Below are 16,412 nucleotides of genomic sequence, written 5' to 3'. Positions count from 1 at the left end.
CGGGCGCGCCGGGGCGGTGCAAGAGAGCCGAGGTCGCCTTAGCGCTACGCCTCGCGCCGCCAGCGCGCGACGAAGAACCCGTCCGCCCCGCCCGCCTCGGCCAGCGTCCCCGGCGGCACGCGCAGATAGCCCGCCGCATCGGCCGCAAACCCCTGCGGCAACTCGTCCGCGCGCACCGGATCGATCGCATAGCCCGGCACCGTGAACGCGTCCGCCACCTCCTCGCCCTCGCTGCGTTCCAGCGAACAGGTCGCATAGACCAGCCGCCCGCCCGGCCGCACCATCGTCGCGGCATGCGCCAGCAACTGCGCCTGCTGTTCCGCCAGTTCCTTGATCACCCGCGGTCGCGCACGGTGCAGCACCTCCGGATGGCGGCGGAAGATCCCCGTCGCCGAACAGGGCGCGTCGAGCAGCACGACGTCGGCGGCGGCATCCGGCGACCACACCGCCGCGTTCGCCACAATCATCCGCGCCTTGGCCCCCACCCGGTCCATATTCTCCATCAACCGGCCGAGCCGCGTGCGCGACAGGTCGATCGCTGTCGTGTCCCAGCCCGCCGTCGCCAGCTGCATCGTCTTGCCGCCGGGCGCCGCGCACAGGTCGATCGCGGTCCCGCCCGCCGGCGCCACACCGATCAGGCGGGCGGGCAGCGACGCGGCGATATCCTGCACCCACCAGCGTCCCTCGCCGTAACCGGGCAGTTCCTCCACCGCGGTCCCGGCCGGCAGCCGGACGTGACGCGGCGCCAGCGTGACGCCGCCCAGTTCCGCCACCAGTTCGGGGTCGTCCGTCTTCAGCGTCAGGTCGATCGGTGCCGGCTGCGCGATGCCGTAGCGCGCCGCCTCCGCCGCCGCATCGCCCCATGCGCGCGCCCAGCGGATGCCGACCGCGACCGGCAGGTGCGGCGGATCGGGCAACCGGTCGCCACGCCGGATCAGCGTGCCGAACACACCGTGGACCAGCCGCCGCGGCCCGCCATCGACCAGCGGCAACACCGTCGCGATCGCCGCATGCGCCGGCGTGTTCAGCGCGAGCGCCTGGACCAGCGCAATGCGCAGCGCAAACCGCGGCTTGGCATCTTCCGGCATCGGCTTGGGCGTCGCCGAATCGATCAGCGCGTCGAGGTCCGGCAGGCGCCGCAATGCCTCGGCCGCAATGGCATGCGCAAAGCCGCGATCGTCCGCGCGGTCGAGCTCTGCCGTCGCCGACGCCATCGCCGCCTCCAGCGGCAACCCCTTGCGCAACACCGCATCGAGCAACCGCATCGCGGCACGGCGGGCCGGTGTCCCGGGCGGATCGTCCTGTTTCGTCATCCGCAGAGGCCTTAGAGCGTGTCGCGCGGCGAAACCACCCATGCGGCCAATCGCGGCTCCGTGGCCAGCCAACGGTAAGGCTTTTTCGACGCACGCCTGCTAAAGCCATCGCCATGGCCACCCGTTTCGAAAGTCTGCCCGACCGCCGCACGATCGTCGATCGCCGCACCGTCGCCGATCTGCTCGCCGCGATCCCGCCCGCCGACGCCAGCCGGATGCGCGCGGCGTCGGTGGCGATCCTGCGCGCCGTGCTCGACCGCGGCCGTGCCGAAATGGCCGCGCGGCTGGCGCTCCACCCCAGCCGCGGGCGGGAGGTCGCGGCCGGCTACGCCTATCTGACCGACCAGCTGCTCCGGCTGATCGCCGATTTCACCGTCACCTGTCTCTATCCGAACGCCAACCCCTCGTCCGGCGAACGGCTCACCCTGATCGCGGTCGGCGGCTACGGCCGCGGCGAAATGGCGCTCCATTCCGACATCGACATCGCTTTCCTCACCCCGTCGAAACAGACCGGCTGGGGCGAACAGATCATCGAATCGATGCTCTACACGCTCTGGGATCTCGGGCTGAAGGTCGGCCACAGCAGCCGCTCGCTCGACGACATGATCCGCATGGCGCGCGAGGACCTGACGATCCGCACCGCCCTGCTCGAGGCGCGCTACGTCTGGGGCGACATGGTGGTGTACGAGGAAGCCGCCCGCCGGTTCGACCGCGAGATCCGCGACGGGTCCGCCGCCGCGCGCGCCTTCGTCACCGACAAGCTGGCCGAACGCAACACGCGTCACGTCCGGATGGGCGACAGCCGCTACGTCGTCGAACCGAACATCAAGGAGGGCAAGGGCGGCCTGCGCGACCTCCACACGCTCTTCTGGATCGGCAAGTTCGCTTACCGCGTCAGCGAACTGCCCGACCTGGTCGGCAAGGGCCTGCTGACCCGCGAGGAACTGCGCCGGTTCCAGCGTGCCGAAAACTTCCTCTGGGCGGTCCGCTGCCACCTCCACATCCTCAGCAACCGGCCCGAGGACCGCCTGACCTTCGACGTGCAGCGCGAGGTCGCGGCGCGGATGCGCTACGCCGACCGCCCCGGCCGGTCCGGCGTCGAACGGTTCATGCAGCATTATTTCCTGACCGCGAAGCAGGTCGGCGACCTCACCGCGGTGTTCCTCGCCCATCTCGACGAGACGTTCGCCGGCCGCGGACGGCGGTTCGGCATGCCGTCGATCCGGCTGCGGCGGCGGATCGACGGCTTCACGCTCGATCGCGGCCGCCTTGCCTTGCCCAAGCCCGACCACTTCCTGGCCGACCCGGTCCGGCTGATCGAGCTGTTCGCGCTGGCCGACCGCCACGGCCTGGAAATCCACCCGCTCGCGATGCGTCAGGCGGGACGCGATTTCCGGCTAATCGACAATGTCGTCCGCGCCGATCCGCGCGCCAACGCGCTGTTCCTCGATATCCTGACCAGCCCGCGCGATCCCGAAACGGTGCTGCGCTGGATGAACGAGGCGGGCATTCTCGGCCGCTTCGTGCCCGATTTTGGCCGCGTCGTGGCGCAGATGCAGTTCGACATGTACCACCACTACACCGTTGACGAACATTCGCTCCGCGCCATCGGCCTGCTGTCGCGGATCGAAAAGGGCGCGCTCGACGTCGATCACCCGATCGCGACCGAGCTGTTCGCGCGGCTCGTGTCGCGCCGCGTGCTCTATGTCGCGGTGTTCCTGCACGACATCGCCAAGGGCCGCCGCGGCGACCACAGCATCCTGGGCGCCGCCGTTGCTGAAAAGCTCTGCCCGCGCTTCGGGCTGACCGCGGCCGAGACGCAGACCGTGTCCTGGCTGGTCCGCCATCACCTGCTGATGTCCGCCACCGCGTTCAAGCGCGACCTGTCCGACTTCAAGACGATCCTCGACTTCGCCGGCGTCGTACAAAGCCCGGAACGCCTCCGTCTGCTGCTGATGCTGACCATCGTCGATATCCGCGCGGTCGGCCCCGGCGTCTGGAACAGCTGGAAACGCCAGCTGCTGTCCGACCTGTACGAGGCGGGCGAAGAAGTGCTCCGCCTCGGCCACAAGCAGAAGGGCCGCGGCGAACGGATCGAGGCCAAGCAGGCCCAGCTCCGCGCCGAACTCGGCTGGGACGATGCGACGTTCGACGCCTATGCGCGGCGTTTGCCGGAGGCCTATTGGGTCGCCGAACCTGCCGACGTCGTCGCGCGCAACGCCGCACTGGTCGAAAGCGCCGACGCGGCACAACTGCCGCTGTCGATCGTCGCCACCGCCGATCCGGAACGTGGCGCCACGCTCGTCACCGTCTATGCCGGCGATCATCCGGGGCTGTTCTACCGCATCGCGGGCGCGGTCCATCTGGCCGGCGGCAACATCATCGATGCGCGAATCCACACGACGCGCGACGGCATGGCGCTCGACAATCTGCTCGTGCAGGATCCGTTCGGGCAGCCGTTCGACGAACCCTCGCGGCTCGATCGGCTCAGCGCCGGGATCGCCGACGCGCTCGCCAACCGCAACCGGCTGGCCGACCGGCTCGCCGCCAAGCCCATGGCGCGCACGCGGGCCGAGGCGTTCGAGATCGAACCGCAGGTCATCGTCGATAACAAGGCGTCCAACCGCTACACGGTAGTCGAGGTCAACGCCCGCGACCGCCCGGCCCTGCTCAACGGGCTGGCCCACGCCTTCTTCCAGTCGAAGGTCACGATCCACTCCGCCCACATCGCCACCTACGGCGAACGCGCGGTCGACGTCTTCTACCTGACCGACCTCGTCGGCGACAAACTCATCGCCCCCGCCCGCCTCCGTACGATGGAGCGCCTCCTGCTGGCGGCCGCGGAAGGTGAGGGTTCACTCGCCGCAGTGGCCTGAAGCCACGCCTCCGGACCGACACACCCACCCACCCCGTTTGGTTCGAGCCTGTCGAGAACTTCGCGCAGAGCTCTCCACAGGCTCGCTTTTCAACTGAGCTCGGGCTCAGCAGATCACCCGATATCCACCCCGATCTTGCCGAAGTGCGCCCCGCTCTCCTGATACCGAAACGCATCGGCCAACGCCTCAAGGGGGAAGCTCCGGTCGATCACCGGCTTCAACCCGATCGCATCGATCGCCTTCACCATGTCGAGCTGATCGCGCCGCGACCCGACGGTGATGCCCTGCAACCGGCCCTGCTTGCCCATGAACATGCCCGTCGGGATCTCGCCCGAAAAGCCGGTCAGCACGCCGATCAGCGCGATATGCCCGCCCAGTCCCAGCGCCGCGATCGACTGCGGCAGCGTGCCCGGCCCGCCGATCTCGACGATATGGTCGACGCCGCCGGTCAGCTTGTACGCTGCCTCGCCCCACTCCGGCGTGCTGCGGTAGTTGATCAGATGGTCCGCACCCATCGCCTTCAGCCGCTCCAGCTTCTCGTCCGACGACGAGGTCGCAACGACCACCGCGCCCATCGCCTTGGCGAATTGCAGCGCGAACACCGACACGCCACCCGATCCCTGCACCAGCACCGTCTGCCCGGCGAGCAACGGCCCGTCCGTCGCCAGCGCGCGCCACGCGGTCACCCCGGCACAGGTCAGCGTCGCGGCCTCCGCATGGCTATACCCCTTGGGCGCGAGCGTGAACCAGTCGGCCGGGACGACCACCGCCTCCCGGCCATAACCGTCCATCCCGTCGCCCGGCACGCGCCGGAAATCGCCGACCGGGCATGGTCCCGCCGCCCACAGCGTGTGGAACGTCGACACCACCGCGTCGCCGACCGCGAACTCCGTCACGCCGTCGCCCACCGCGGTCACCTCGCCCGCGCCGTCCGACATCGGCACGCGCCCGTCCTCGACCGGGATCGTCCCGTTCGCGACGAGATAGTCGTGAAAGTTGAGCGAACTCGCATGCAGCCGGACGGCGATCTCGCCGCGCCCCGGTGCGCCGATATCGGGCAGATCGGCCGGCGTCAGGCTGTCGAGCGTGGCGGGATTGCGAACCGTGATCGCGCGTACGGACATGGTGTTTCCTTCGGAATATCGGCCGGGTTCAGCGTCATGGCTCCAAAGCCCGACCGACCCCGACTGTTCCGACCCGCGCCGCGATCGTCAGTCGTGGACCGGCACCAGCCGCGCGTGCAGATACGCCTCGTCGAACCCCGCGACCGCCTTCAGCGCGTCGAAATCCAGCATCCGCAACCGGCTCTTCGCCGGATCGACCAGGCCGCTCTGCTTCAGCGCCTTGATCGTCCGGTTGACGTGGATCGCGGTCAGGCCCACCGCCTCGCCCACATCGGCCTGCGTCAGCGGCATGAAGAAATCGCCGATGCCGCCCCGCGCCACCGCGCCCGCGCGGACATAGAGTTCGCAGAACAGATGCGCGATCCGACCATAGGCCTCACGCGTGCCGATATTGACCAGCCACTCGCGCAGGATCCCCTCGTCGACCAGCGTGCACCACCACAGCGCCTGCGCGATCCGCGGAAACGCATTGATGATCGCCAGCATGTCGTCGGCCGGGATCGACACGACCTTGCCGGGCGACATCATCGATATGCTGTGGTCCATCTTCTCCAGGATGAAGACATGGGTATCGCACAGGTCGCCCGGCATCAGGAACGCGACGATCTGCCGCTTGCCGTCGGGCAACACTTTGTAACGCTGCGCCCAGCCGTCCAGGATCAGGAAGACGTGGGTCGGATCGTCACCTTCGCGGATCAGATGCTGTCCGCGCACAACCGGGCGGCTCGCGACGGCCAGCCTGGCAAGCGCCGCGCGCTCCTCGGCATCGAACTTTACCCAGCGACTGAGCTTGCGTGTCAGGATGTCGGCCATCGTCTACTCGTTATCAATCGGTGACAGCAGCGATCCGCATCGCGATTCGCGATCGAATGATCGTTTGGCGGTGCTCGCCGCTGGATCGTCGTTAAAAATCGGCAAGCAACTTCACGTAGAATTGGTAGCGCTAACTCTCGTCTGTTGTCACGAATGTCCGTAAAAGCGATGTTTGTTCTTTAGTTTTTCGCGCGTCCCGAAGCAGGGGTTAACTGCCTACCCAGGCTTACTAAAATCTCACTGGCTGTCGGCGCTTTTTAACGGATTGTTATTCTATGCAACCCTATCGTCGGCACGTCCGCAACCCGAGACGCTGTAACGAGGAGTGCCTTACATGAAAGCCTCCGACGCGATTTAACTTGTATTAGTACAGTCGTAGATTACATAAATTATACCTTCGGTGGAGAACAGGTCGCAAAGCGATCGTCCCGCTAGGTCATCATTTTGGAACCGACTTTCATGTCGATGGGAACGGGCTTTTTCCGTCCATCGCGTCGCATGACCGGCTGCCTGATGCCCGCCCCCTACTGTCGACGACTCCCGCTGCTGCGGATGGGAGACGCGTGCCCTTTTTCCTGCAGTGTTTTCGAGGTGCTCATGTTCAAGTCGACCCGTTGGGCAGCCACTCTCGCAGTCGTCGGCCCCGTTGCCCTGATCGGCCTGGGTCAGGCCGCGGACGCGCAGGTGCCCGTGGGCGCCGGTGGCCAGTTGCAGCAGATCCCGCCTGTGCCGCAGGCCGCCAAGCCGACGCCCGACCTGCAGCTCGATCGCACGACGCAGACCGCGCTGCCACCTGCAGGCGGTGTCCGCGCCACGGTCCGCTCGCTGCGCATCACCGGTGCGACGCTGTTCCCCGAATCCGAACTGATCGCCGCCACGTCGTTCGTGCCCAATACCGAACTCGACATGGCTGGGCTGAAGACGCTCGCGAACCGGGTCAGCGCCTACTACAACAGCCGCGGTTACTTCGTCGCGCAGGCCTATCTGCCCGAACAGGACATCCAAAGCGGCACGGTGACCATCGCCGTGCTCGAAGGGCGCTACGGCGCGATCAAGATCAACAACCAGGCGAAGCTGGCGGACCGCGTTCCGCGCGGGATCATGTCCGGGCTCGACGTCGGCGATCCCGTCGCCTCCGCCCCGCTCGAACGCCGGCTGCTCATCCTGTCGGACGTCCCTGGCGTCGCCGTGAAATCCACGCTCAGCCCCGGCACGGACGTGGGGTCGTCGGACCTGCTGGTCGATGTCGTCCCCGGCCGCGCCGTATCCGGCACGGTCGAGGCGGACAATGCCGGCAACCGCTACACCGGTGCCTACCGCGCCGGCGGCACGATCAACTTCAACAACCCGACCGGGTCGGGCGACCTCGTCAGCCTGCGCGTGCTCACCTCGTTCGACGGTCTCGCTTATGGTCGCGCCGCGTACCAGACGCTTATCGGACCGGTCACGGTCGGCATCGCCTATGCGCATCTTGACTATGATCTCGGCAAGGAATTCAGGAGCTTGGACGCCAGCGGCAACGCCGACGTCGGCAGCATCTACGCCAGCTACCCGCTGATCCGTTCGCGCAACAACAACCTGTACCTCGTCGCCAGCGGCGACGTGAAATCTTTCACCGACAAAATTGACAGCGTTGACACAATCGGCCGCCGCCGTGCGCAGGTCGCGGCGATCGGGTTCAGCGGGGACTCGCACGACACGCTGCTCGGCGGCGGCTGGAACGCCTATTCCGCCAGCCTCGTCGTCGGCAACATCGACATCCGCGGTGCGATCGACCGCGCCGCCGACGCGCAGACCGCCGGGATCGACGGCGGCTACGGCAAGCTGCAATTCAGCCTCGCCCGGCTCCAGACGGTCGCCGGCCCGCTCTCGCTGTTCGGCTCGGTCCGCGGCCAGGTCGCGTTCAACAATCTCGACATCTCGGAGCGGATGGAACTGGGCGGCGCCTACGCCGTCCGCGCCTATCCGGAGGGCGAGGCTTACGGCGACGAGGGCTATGTCGCCACCGTCGAGGCGCGGCTGAACCTGCCGCAGGTTGTGCCCGGCAATCTCCAGCTGTTCGGCTTCGTCGACGCGGGCGAGGTCCGGTTCGCCAAGAACCCGTGGTTCGACGGGCAGAACCGCGCGAAACGCAGCGCCTATGGCGCCGGCCTCGCCTGGGCCGGTCCCTATGGCCTCGCCGCCCGCGCAACCTATGCGCGCAAGCTGAGCGATGCCGACGCCACGTCCGCCCCCGACAAGTCCGGCCGCGCCTGGTTCCAGATTTCGAAGTCATTCTGATCGTGCTGCTCGCCCCGATCTCTGCGGCCGCCCGCCGCCATCAAGGATACCGCACATGACCGCCCTTCCGTCGCTCGGGATCAGCAGCCCCCCCGCCAACGCCGCCTCCCGCTTCAGCCGCGCCGGCCTGTTCCGCACGACGGGGCTCGCACGCTTCGCCTGGCTGATCGGTGTCGGTTTCGCCGGGTCGGTCGCCCCGCTGGCCGCCGCCAGTGCGCAGACGCTGCCGTCCGGCGGCCAGGTGACGCAGGGCCAGGCAAGCCTCGCGACCAACGGCAGCACGCTGACGGTCACGCAGGGCAGCGACCGCGCGGCGATCAACTGGGACTCCTTCTCGATCGGCAAGGGCAACAGCGTCGTCTTCGAACAGCCGACCAGCAACTCCGTCGCGCTCAACCGCGTCACCGGTGCCGACCCGTCCGTCATCCTCGGCAACCTGTCCGCCAACGGCAAGGTGTTCCTGAGCAACGCCAACGGCATCCTGTTCGGCAAGGGTTCCAACGTGAACGTCGGCGGCTTGATCGCCTCCACGCTCAACATCTCCGACGCCGATTTCATGGCCGGCCGCATGAAGTTCAGCGGCAACAGCCGCGCCGGCGTGCAGAACGACGGCACGATCACCGCCGATAACGGCTACGTCGCGCTGCTCGGCGCGAATGTCGGCAATGGCGGCGTGATCCAGGCGAATTTCGGCACGGTCGTGCTGGCCGGCGGCGAGGCGATCACGCTCGACGTCGCGGGCGACGGCCTGCTCAACGTCGCGATCGACAAGGGTGCCGTGAACGCGCTCGTCCAGAATGGCGGCGTGCTGCGCGCCGATGGCGGCCGCGTGCTGATGACCGCGCAGGCGGCCGGCGACCTGCTCCACACCGCCGTCAACAACACCGGCATCATCGAGGCCCGCACGCTCCAGAACCGCGCCGGCACGATCATGCTGCTCGGCGACATGAAGACCGGCACCGTCACAGTCAGCGGCGATCTCGACGCCAGCGCGCCGACCGGCGGCAATGGCGGCTTCATCGAAACCTCCGCCGCCAACGTCCGCATCGCCGACACGGTCCGCGTCTCGACCGTCGCCCCGCTCGGCACGACGGGCAGCTGGCTGATCGATCCGCAGGATTTCATCATCGGTTCGGGCGGCAACATCGCCGGGTCGACGCTCTCGGCGCAACTGGTGAACACCAGCGTCACGATCAGCACGATCCCGGCCGCCGGCGACACCACCACCGGCAATGGCGACATCTTCGTCAACGACGCGGTCGCCTGGACCGCGGCGGGCGTCCCGACCACGCTGACGCTGAACGCGTTCCGCGACCTGAATATCAACAACGCGATCACCGCGACGAACGGCAACATCATCGCCTGCTGCGGCCGCGACATCAACGTCAACGCGCCGATGACGACCACGAACGGCAGCATCCTGCTGAACGCCGGCCAGAATGTGAACGTGTACCACGCGATCACCACGACGGACGGCAACATCGCGCTGTGCGCCGGGCATGACGTCACGATCGACGCCGCGATCACGCTGACCCGCGGCACGACTGTCCCGGCGCAGTCGCTGGGCCTCCCGGTCGGGCTCACGCTCATCTCGGGCGGCGACGGCACCGGACCCGGCATCAACGGTGGCACGATCGTGTTCACCGCGCTGGCACCGCCCACCACCGTCACCGCGGCGCCGGTCACGATCAACTACAACCCGGTCTCCTATTCGACGCCGACCGATTTCTCGACGCGCTTCGTACTGACCGAAGGGGCTGCGCTGACGCAGCGGATGCTGCTTTTCCCGACCACGACGCGTCAGGAAGACGGCACGACCGACGTGACGTTCACCACGTTCAACACGACCGCCACTTCCGGCTCGCCGACCGGCGTGACCGTCGTCGGCGCTGCGGACTCGACCGCGACATTCGACAGCGCGAACCCGGGGACGGTGGGCATCACCTACACCGGCTACACGCTGGCCGGCCCGAACGCGGACCAGTATGCGCTGGCCGGATCCTGCTGCACCCCCGGCGTCTTCCGCACCACGGGCACGATCACCGCCGCCCCGACGCCAGTGCCAACGCCAGTGCCGACCCCAGTCCCGACGCCCGTACCGACCCCCGTTCCTACTCCGGTGCCGACCCCGGTTCCGACGCCCGTGCCGACCCCAGTGCCGACTCCGGTCCCGACGCCCGTGCCAACACCGGTCCCGACGCCCGTGCCAACCCCGGTACCGACGCCTGTGCCAACCCCGGTCCCGACGCCTGTGCCAACCCCGGTCCCGACGCCTGTGCCAACCCCAGTCCCGACGCCTGTGCCAACCCCGGTACCGACGCCTGTGCCAACCCCGGTACCGACGCCCGTGCCAACCCCGGTCCCGACGCCTGTGCCAACCCCGGTTCCGACGCCCGTGCCGACCCCGGTCCCGACGCCTGTGCCAACCCCGGTTCCGACGCCCGTGCCGACCCCGGTTCCTACTCCAGTGCCGACACCGGTCCCGACGCCCGTGCCGACACCGGTCCCGACGCCCGTGCCAACCCCGGTACCGACGCCTGTGCCAACCCCGGTCCCGACGCCTGTGCCAACCCCGGTCCCGACGCCCGTGCCAACCCCGGTCCCGACGCCCGTGCCGACACCGGTCCCGACGCCCGTGCCGACACCGGTCCCGACGCCCGTGCCAACCCCGGTACCGACGCCTGTGCCAACCCCGGTCCCGACGCCCGTGCCGACACCGGTCCCGACGCCCGTGCCAACCCCGGTCCCGACGCCTGTGCCAACCCCGGTCCCGACGCCCGTGCCGACACCGGTCCCGACGCCCGTGCCAACCCCGGTACCGACTCCCATCCCCGATCTGCCCAACGCAATTCGGCCGCCGATCGAGGTCCCGATCGTTCCGGTCGGCTTCACCTTCGTCCCGCCGATCGAGGTCTTCGAACGTGGCGTCCGGCCCCCGCCGCCGCCGGCCCCGCCCGTCGTCGAAACGCCGTCCTATGTGCCGCCGGTCACCCCGCCGACGCCGCCGGTCGTCCCGGTCTATCCCCGCAAGCAGGCACGCCACTGATATGTCGCGCACCGTCAACCCACCGTGCGACAAGGCAAGCCACCGCTGGCGGCGTCGCGCGGTGCGGTTGACCGCGACGGCGCTCGGCCTGGCGACGCTGTTTCCGTTGCCGGCCGTCGCCGCGTCGCCGACTCCGGTCGCATCGGCGGCCGCGCTTCACGGCGAGATCCTGTCCCGCGACGCGCGCGATACCTGGCATTGGGCGACGACATCGGGCGACAACCGCGCCTTGCCGTTCATCATCATCGACAAGGCGAATGCCCGTGTCCTGGCGTTCGACGCGGCCGGCACGTTGCGCGGTGCGGCCCCCGCCTTGCTCGGCATGGCACGCGGTGACGACAGCGTTCCCGGCATCGGCCAGCGCAAGCTCGCGACGATCACGCCGGCCGAGCGCACGACCCCCGCGGGCCGGTTCCAGGCCGCGATCGGCCACGATCTGGAACAGGACATTCTCTGGATCGACTATGATAGCGCGCTTTCGATGCACCGCGTCATCGTCGGCCGCCGCGTCGATCGTCGCGCGGACCGACTGGCTTCCGAGTCCGTTGCCGACAACCGCATCTCGTTCGGCTGCGTCAACGTGCCGCCCCAGTTCTACAACGACGTCGTGAGGCCGCTGTTCACCGGCACCGTCGGCATCGTCTACATCCTGCCCGAGACGAAACCGCTCCGGACCGTCTTCGCGATTCCCGAACTCAGGCTGGCTTCGAAATGATCAGAGTTCGCAATGCGGACAACCAAGCGACTGGTCAGCAGTCATTCACCTCTCTGAGACTAACCACCAAATGGTAATACCACCCGATTCTTAACCAGTCGGGGTAGTATCAGGCATTATACCTGATTCTCACCGTCGAGTGATCGAATACGTGTAATTAGTGCAGTTCAGTTCGTGGTTAACTGTAACTTTATTTGATTCAGGTCGTACCCTAATAACTTAATATACGTTATAAGGACGCCCATAAATTCGCTCAGCGTGTTTGAAGCATCCTGCCTCAAACGCGCCGCTGATCGGATGCGAAAGTCGCGTAATGCTTGATGTCCGTAACCCACTGCGCCGTTTCGGCCCCGACGGACATGGCGCCGCGAAAGCGCCACGCTCCGCAGTCGCGCGTACGTTGCGGCTGGTGCGGCGCGCTAACGACACCCCGTCGGACGCGCCGGGCATCGCGCCACCCCCGTCACGACAATGCCTACCGCACGATACGGTCAGAGCATCCGCCTGTATCCGCCTGGCCTCCGGTTTCACCGTGCTGAAGCATGTCCTGACTTGCGTCGCAGCGTCCGGCCTGTTGTTCATCCCCCGGCCTGCCGCAGCACAACTCATCATCCTGCCGGGCGCGTTGCTGCTCGCGGGCTATCGCGCCACCTGCGGCCCGGTCGACACCATGATCCAGCCGATCGACGACATCGCCGCCGCCGCCCGCGGCCGCATCTACCTGCACCCGCGCGTGTTCGATCTGCCCCGCGCGCAACAGCTCTTCTGGTACACCCACGAATGCGCGCACCAGATCTTCGGCCCGAACGAAGCCGCCGCCGATTGCTGGGCCGTACAGCAGGGCCGCATCCAGGGCTGGCTGTCGCGCGACGAGCTCCGCCTGCTCAAGACGTCGATGGAGAACTTCCTCGCCGACGCCACGCACCGCACCGGCGTCGTCCGGATCGCCTACATGGACAAATGCTACGCCAGCTGAGGCATCGGCCCGCTGTTGCCGCCTGCCCGGTCCAGACACGCAAACGGGGCAGGAATGACCCCGCCCCGCGCGACATGACATCCGTAAAGATCCGTGCGGGAGAGGAACCACCCCTCCCGCACGGCCATCAGAACTTCGTGCGCGCCGTCACGCCGAAGGTCCGCGGCTCGGCCAGGTAGCTTGCGAACAGCTGGTTCGCCGTCACGCCGAACGCCTGCGTCTGTGCGACGCTGTTGGCACCCTGGAATGGCGCGTTGAACGCCACCTGCTGATACTGCTTGTCGAAGATGTTCTGGCCCCACAGCTCCAGCGCCCAGGCGTTCGCCGGTCCGCGCAGGCCGATACGCGTATTGACGACCGCGAACCCTTCCTGCGCCTTTTCCGGGAACAGGTCGGACCCGGTGTTGTACGCCGACGTCATGCGCGTGTCGGCATAGACCAGCCCGTGGATGCCGCTGCTCGTCAGTTCGGGCGTCCAGGTGGCCGAGACGGTCACGACGTTCTTCGGCGAGTTGGACATCTGCCGGCCCGACAGCAGGAACAGTGCGGGGTCCAGCGCGACGCCGCTCGAACTGCCGACCAGGTTCCGCCGGTAATGCGTGTCGGCATAGGTGTAGCCCGCCGAAACCTGGAAATCGCGCACCGGGAACAGTGCGGCTTCGACCTCGACACCCTGCGAGATCACGCCGGCCTTGGTGCCGCCGGTGCAGGTGCCGGTCGCCCGGCTATTGTCGGTATCGCCGCCGTTCAGGCTCGTCTTGCAGGCCGCAATGTTCTGCACGATGAAGATCGATCCGTTGAACGTGTTCAGCTGGAACGTCTTGAACTCCTGCCGGAACGCCGCGACATTCAGGTTGAAGTGCCGGCTGCTGTACTTCGCGCCGATTTCATAGGCGTCGACCTTTTCGGGCTCGAACTGCAAACCGTCCGCATCGGCATTGGTGCGCGGGCTGAACACGCCGTTCGCCCCGCCCAGCGCCGAGCGGTCGAGGTTGAACCCGCCCGCCTTGTACCCCTTGGAATAGGATGCGTAGGTCAGCACCCGCGCGGTCGGCTTCCAAGACAACACACCGGTGCCGGTGAACTCATCCTCCTTCCGCGTGCTGTTCAGGTTCAGCGCGTTCAGTGCCGGGCTGCTGTTGCCCTGGCAGCTCAGCGTCACGATCCCGCCGGCGATCGCCCCCAGCGCGGGGTTGGCGAGCAACGGCCCGAGCAACGCCTGCTGCGTCGGGCAGATCGTGTTGTTGTTGTCGAAATTCGCGTCGAACTTCTTCGTCTCGTTGGTGTAGCGCGCGCCGAGCGTGACGCTCAGCGTATCGGTGATGTTGATGATGTTGTGCGTGAAGAACGCGTAATTCTCGCTGCGCTGGTTGTAGACCGCGCGGTTGTCGCCCTTGTCGCTGATCGTGCCGAGATTATCGATCCCACGCAGCAGCAGCGGCGCCGCCGCCCCGAACCCGGCGGTCAACGTCGCACGGCCCGCCGCACTCAGGCAGCCCGGCGATCCAGGCGCGCGCAACGCGGCCACCGGGCTGATCGTCGCCACGATGCGGCATGCCGCAAACTGGCCGTACTGCGTGCCGAACTTGATGTTGTCGACCAGCCGCAGCTTCTCGTTCGAGTAGTAACCGCCGACCAGGAAATCGAGCACGCCGTTGAACGCCGAACCCTGGAAGCGCGCTTCCTGGCTGAACGTCTTGAACCGCCGGTAATTGTCCGTGTCGTCACCGCGATACACGAGGTCCGCCGCGTTATAGTCGACGTCCGCCGCGCCGCCGGCCTTGTACTCGCGGTATGCCGTGATCGACGTCAGCGTGCCGGGGCCGAGATCCCAGTCGAACTGCGCTGACCCGCCCCAGTCGGTCGTCAGGTTCTTGAACGTCCGCCCGGGCGTCAGCGCGACGCGGCGGTTATACGGGTCGAGGTTCGCCTGCGTCGGGATGTTGGCATTGAAATACGGGTTGTTCAGGATGTCGACGATCCGGTTCGTCGCCGACTCCGCGGTCGCGCCGTCCGTGTTCACGCCGCCCGTCGCAGACGCCGGGTTCGCGGTCGGATCGACGCTCTCGCGCGTCGCGACGAACACCGCGCCGCAGCAGCTTTCGTTGCGCCGCGAATAATCGCCGATCAGCCGGACCGAGAAATCGTCCGAGGGTTCGTACAGCAGCTGCCCGCGCACGAAGTAGCGGTTGCGGTCGTTGATCCGCGACTCGCTGTCGCCACCCTGCGTCGCATTCTTGTAGAAGCCGTCGCGCTTCACGTAGATCCCATCCAGCCGGTACGCGAGGCCGCTCTTGCCGATCGGGCCGCTGATACCGCCCGACAGGCGCAGGAAATCATAATTGCCGTACGTCGCCTCGGCATAGCCTTCCGAGGTGAAGGACGGCTTCTTCGACACGATGTTGATCAGGCCGGCCGACGCATTGCGCCCGAACAGCGTGCCCTGCGGACCGCGCAGCACCTCGACCCGCTCGATCTCGCCCAGTTCGTTCAGGCCGGAACCGGTGCGGCTGCGATACACGCCGTCGATGAATACCGCGACCGAGCTTTCGAGGCCCGGATTATCGCCGACCGTGCCGATGCCGCGGATGCGGGCGGACCCGTTCGCCTCGCTGCCGGTGGACGATACGAGCAGCGACGGTGCGAGCTGGTTCAGCTGGCGGATGTCGGTGGCGCCGCTGTTCTGCAACGATGCGGCGGTCACCGCGGTCACCGCGATCGGCACGTCGGACAGCGGGCTCGCGCGGCGGGTGGCGGTGATCACGATCGTGCTCGGATCGTAGTTCGGGCTGTTCGGGTCGTTCACGCCGGCGGCGGCGGGCGATGCCGGGTCGGCCGGAACGATCGCCCCGGCGGTGCCACCCGACTGGACCGCGCCGGCTTCGGTACCGGTTCCCGCGGGTCTGGTAGTATTGGCAGGGCTGGCTGGTAGAGTGCCACTATTGTCCTGCGCCATCGCTGGGGCAGAAATCGTGACGATACAGGTGGACAGCAGCCACAGGGCTTTACGCATCATCTTCTCCCGAACACTTTTTTGTTATGTGTTGCCGTGAACGTAAAGCGATCTGTAAAGCGGCGCCAGCCGAAACCGTGGTAATTCTAACAAAAAGGCAGTTTTGCGTCATGTTAGCAACAGACGAAAGTCTTTGCCGACCTTCGCGATTGCAGCATGACGACCGGCGCGCCGGCGCCCTGACGTCGCGTCATGGCTGCGGCATCGGCAACGCAGATGCAGAAAGGCCGCCCGCCCCGGCTTGGGGCGGACGGCC

Annotated in this window: 9 protein-coding genes; 5 read left to right on the top strand and 4 right to left on the bottom strand. The window is 67.4% G+C overall.

What is annotated here, in order from left to right; translation table 11 throughout:
* Nucleotides 1-44 precede the first annotated feature (44 nt).
* On the bottom strand, nt 45-1,313 hold the full coding sequence (locus tag ACFSGX_RS00865; protein ID WP_380926760.1) for an RsmB/NOP family class I SAM-dependent RNA methyltransferase: 1,269 nt from the start codon (nt 1,311-1,313) through the stop codon (nt 45-47).
* A 113-nt stretch (nt 1,314-1,426) separates the two neighbouring features.
* Here ACFSGX_RS00865 and ACFSGX_RS00860 point away from each other — a divergent pair, with 113 nt between their 5' ends.
* Nucleotides 1,427-4,189, top strand: coding sequence for a [protein-PII] uridylyltransferase (locus ACFSGX_RS00860; protein ID WP_380926758.1), 2,763 nt, complete (start codon nt 1,427-1,429; stop codon nt 4,187-4,189).
* A gap of 113 nt (nt 4,190-4,302) precedes the next feature.
* Here the strand turns inward: ACFSGX_RS00860 and ACFSGX_RS00855 are convergent, their stop codons facing one another.
* On the bottom strand, nt 4,303-5,313 hold the full coding sequence (locus ACFSGX_RS00855; RefSeq protein WP_380926756.1) for a zinc-dependent alcohol dehydrogenase family protein: 1,011 nt from the start codon (nt 5,311-5,313) through the stop codon (nt 4,303-4,305).
* 87 nt (nt 5,314-5,400) lie between these two features.
* Complete coding sequence (locus tag ACFSGX_RS00850; protein ID WP_380926755.1) at nt 5,401-6,126, bottom strand: Crp/Fnr family transcriptional regulator; 726 nt, start codon at nt 6,124-6,126, stop codon at nt 5,401-5,403.
* Between the two features lie 597 nt (nt 6,127-6,723).
* Between ACFSGX_RS00850 and ACFSGX_RS00845 the strand changes: the two genes are divergently transcribed.
* From ACFSGX_RS00845 to ACFSGX_RS00830, 4 genes are all read left to right on the top strand, one after another.
* The gene (locus ACFSGX_RS00845) at nt 6,724-8,406 is read left to right on the top strand and encodes a ShlB/FhaC/HecB family hemolysin secretion/activation protein (RefSeq protein ID WP_380926754.1); all 1,683 of its coding nucleotides are present in this window, start codon (nt 6,724-6,726) and stop codon (nt 8,404-8,406) included.
* Between the two features lie 55 nt (nt 8,407-8,461).
* Nucleotides 8,462-11,452, top strand: a complete 2,991-nt coding sequence (locus ACFSGX_RS00840; RefSeq protein ID WP_380926752.1) for a two-partner secretion domain-containing protein — start codon at nt 8,462-8,464, stop codon at nt 11,450-11,452.
* A 1-nt stretch (nt 11,453) separates the two neighbouring features.
* Nucleotides 11,454-12,167 (top strand): L,D-transpeptidase, encoded by a 714-nt coding sequence (locus ACFSGX_RS00835; RefSeq protein ID WP_380926751.1) that lies wholly within the window; start codon nt 11,454-11,456, stop codon nt 12,165-12,167.
* Nucleotides 12,168-12,480: 313 nt separating this feature from the next.
* Nucleotides 12,481-13,143: a hypothetical protein gene (locus ACFSGX_RS00830; protein WP_380926750.1), complete on the top strand. Its 663-nt coding sequence runs from the start codon at nt 12,481-12,483 to the stop codon at nt 13,141-13,143.
* Nucleotides 13,144-13,270: 127 nt separating this feature from the next.
* Here ACFSGX_RS00830 and ACFSGX_RS00825 read toward each other — a convergent pair whose 3' ends face one another.
* Nucleotides 13,271-16,156: a TonB-dependent receptor gene (locus ACFSGX_RS00825; protein ID WP_380926748.1), complete on the bottom strand. Its 2,886-nt coding sequence runs from the start codon at nt 16,154-16,156 to the stop codon at nt 13,271-13,273.
* Nucleotides 16,157-16,412: the final 256 nt, after the last annotated feature.

This window comes from Sphingomonas arantia (assembly GCF_042682045.1).
Lineage (GTDB): Bacteria > Pseudomonadota > Alphaproteobacteria > Sphingomonadales > Sphingomonadaceae > Sphingomonas_R > Sphingomonas_R arantia.
This window is presented reverse-complemented; position numbering and strand designations above follow the sequence as displayed.

Coding starts and splice junctions, on each gene's coding strand:
- ACFSGX_RS00845 (WP_380926754.1), top strand. CDS start 6,724: ATGTTCAAGTCGACCCGTTGGGCAGCCACTCTCGCAGTCGTCGGCCCC.
- ACFSGX_RS00855 (WP_380926756.1), bottom strand. CDS start 5,313: ATGTCCGTACGCGCGATCACGGTTCGCAATCCCGCCACGCTCGACAGC.
- ACFSGX_RS00850 (WP_380926755.1), bottom strand. CDS start 6,126: ATGGCCGACATCCTGACACGCAAGCTCAGTCGCTGGGTAAAGTTCGAT.
- ACFSGX_RS00825 (WP_380926748.1), bottom strand. CDS start 16,156: ATGCGTAAAGCCCTGTGGCTGCTGTCCACCTGTATCGTCACGATTTCT.
- ACFSGX_RS00865 (WP_380926760.1), bottom strand. CDS start 1,313: ATGACGAAACAGGACGATCCGCCCGGGACACCGGCCCGCCGTGCCGCG.
- ACFSGX_RS00860 (WP_380926758.1), top strand. CDS start 1,427: ATGGCCACCCGTTTCGAAAGTCTGCCCGACCGCCGCACGATCGTCGAT.
- ACFSGX_RS00830 (WP_380926750.1), top strand. CDS start 12,481: ATGCTTGATGTCCGTAACCCACTGCGCCGTTTCGGCCCCGACGGACAT.
- ACFSGX_RS00840 (WP_380926752.1), top strand. CDS start 8,462: ATGACCGCCCTTCCGTCGCTCGGGATCAGCAGCCCCCCCGCCAACGCC.
- ACFSGX_RS00835 (WP_380926751.1), top strand. CDS start 11,454: ATGTCGCGCACCGTCAACCCACCGTGCGACAAGGCAAGCCACCGCTGG.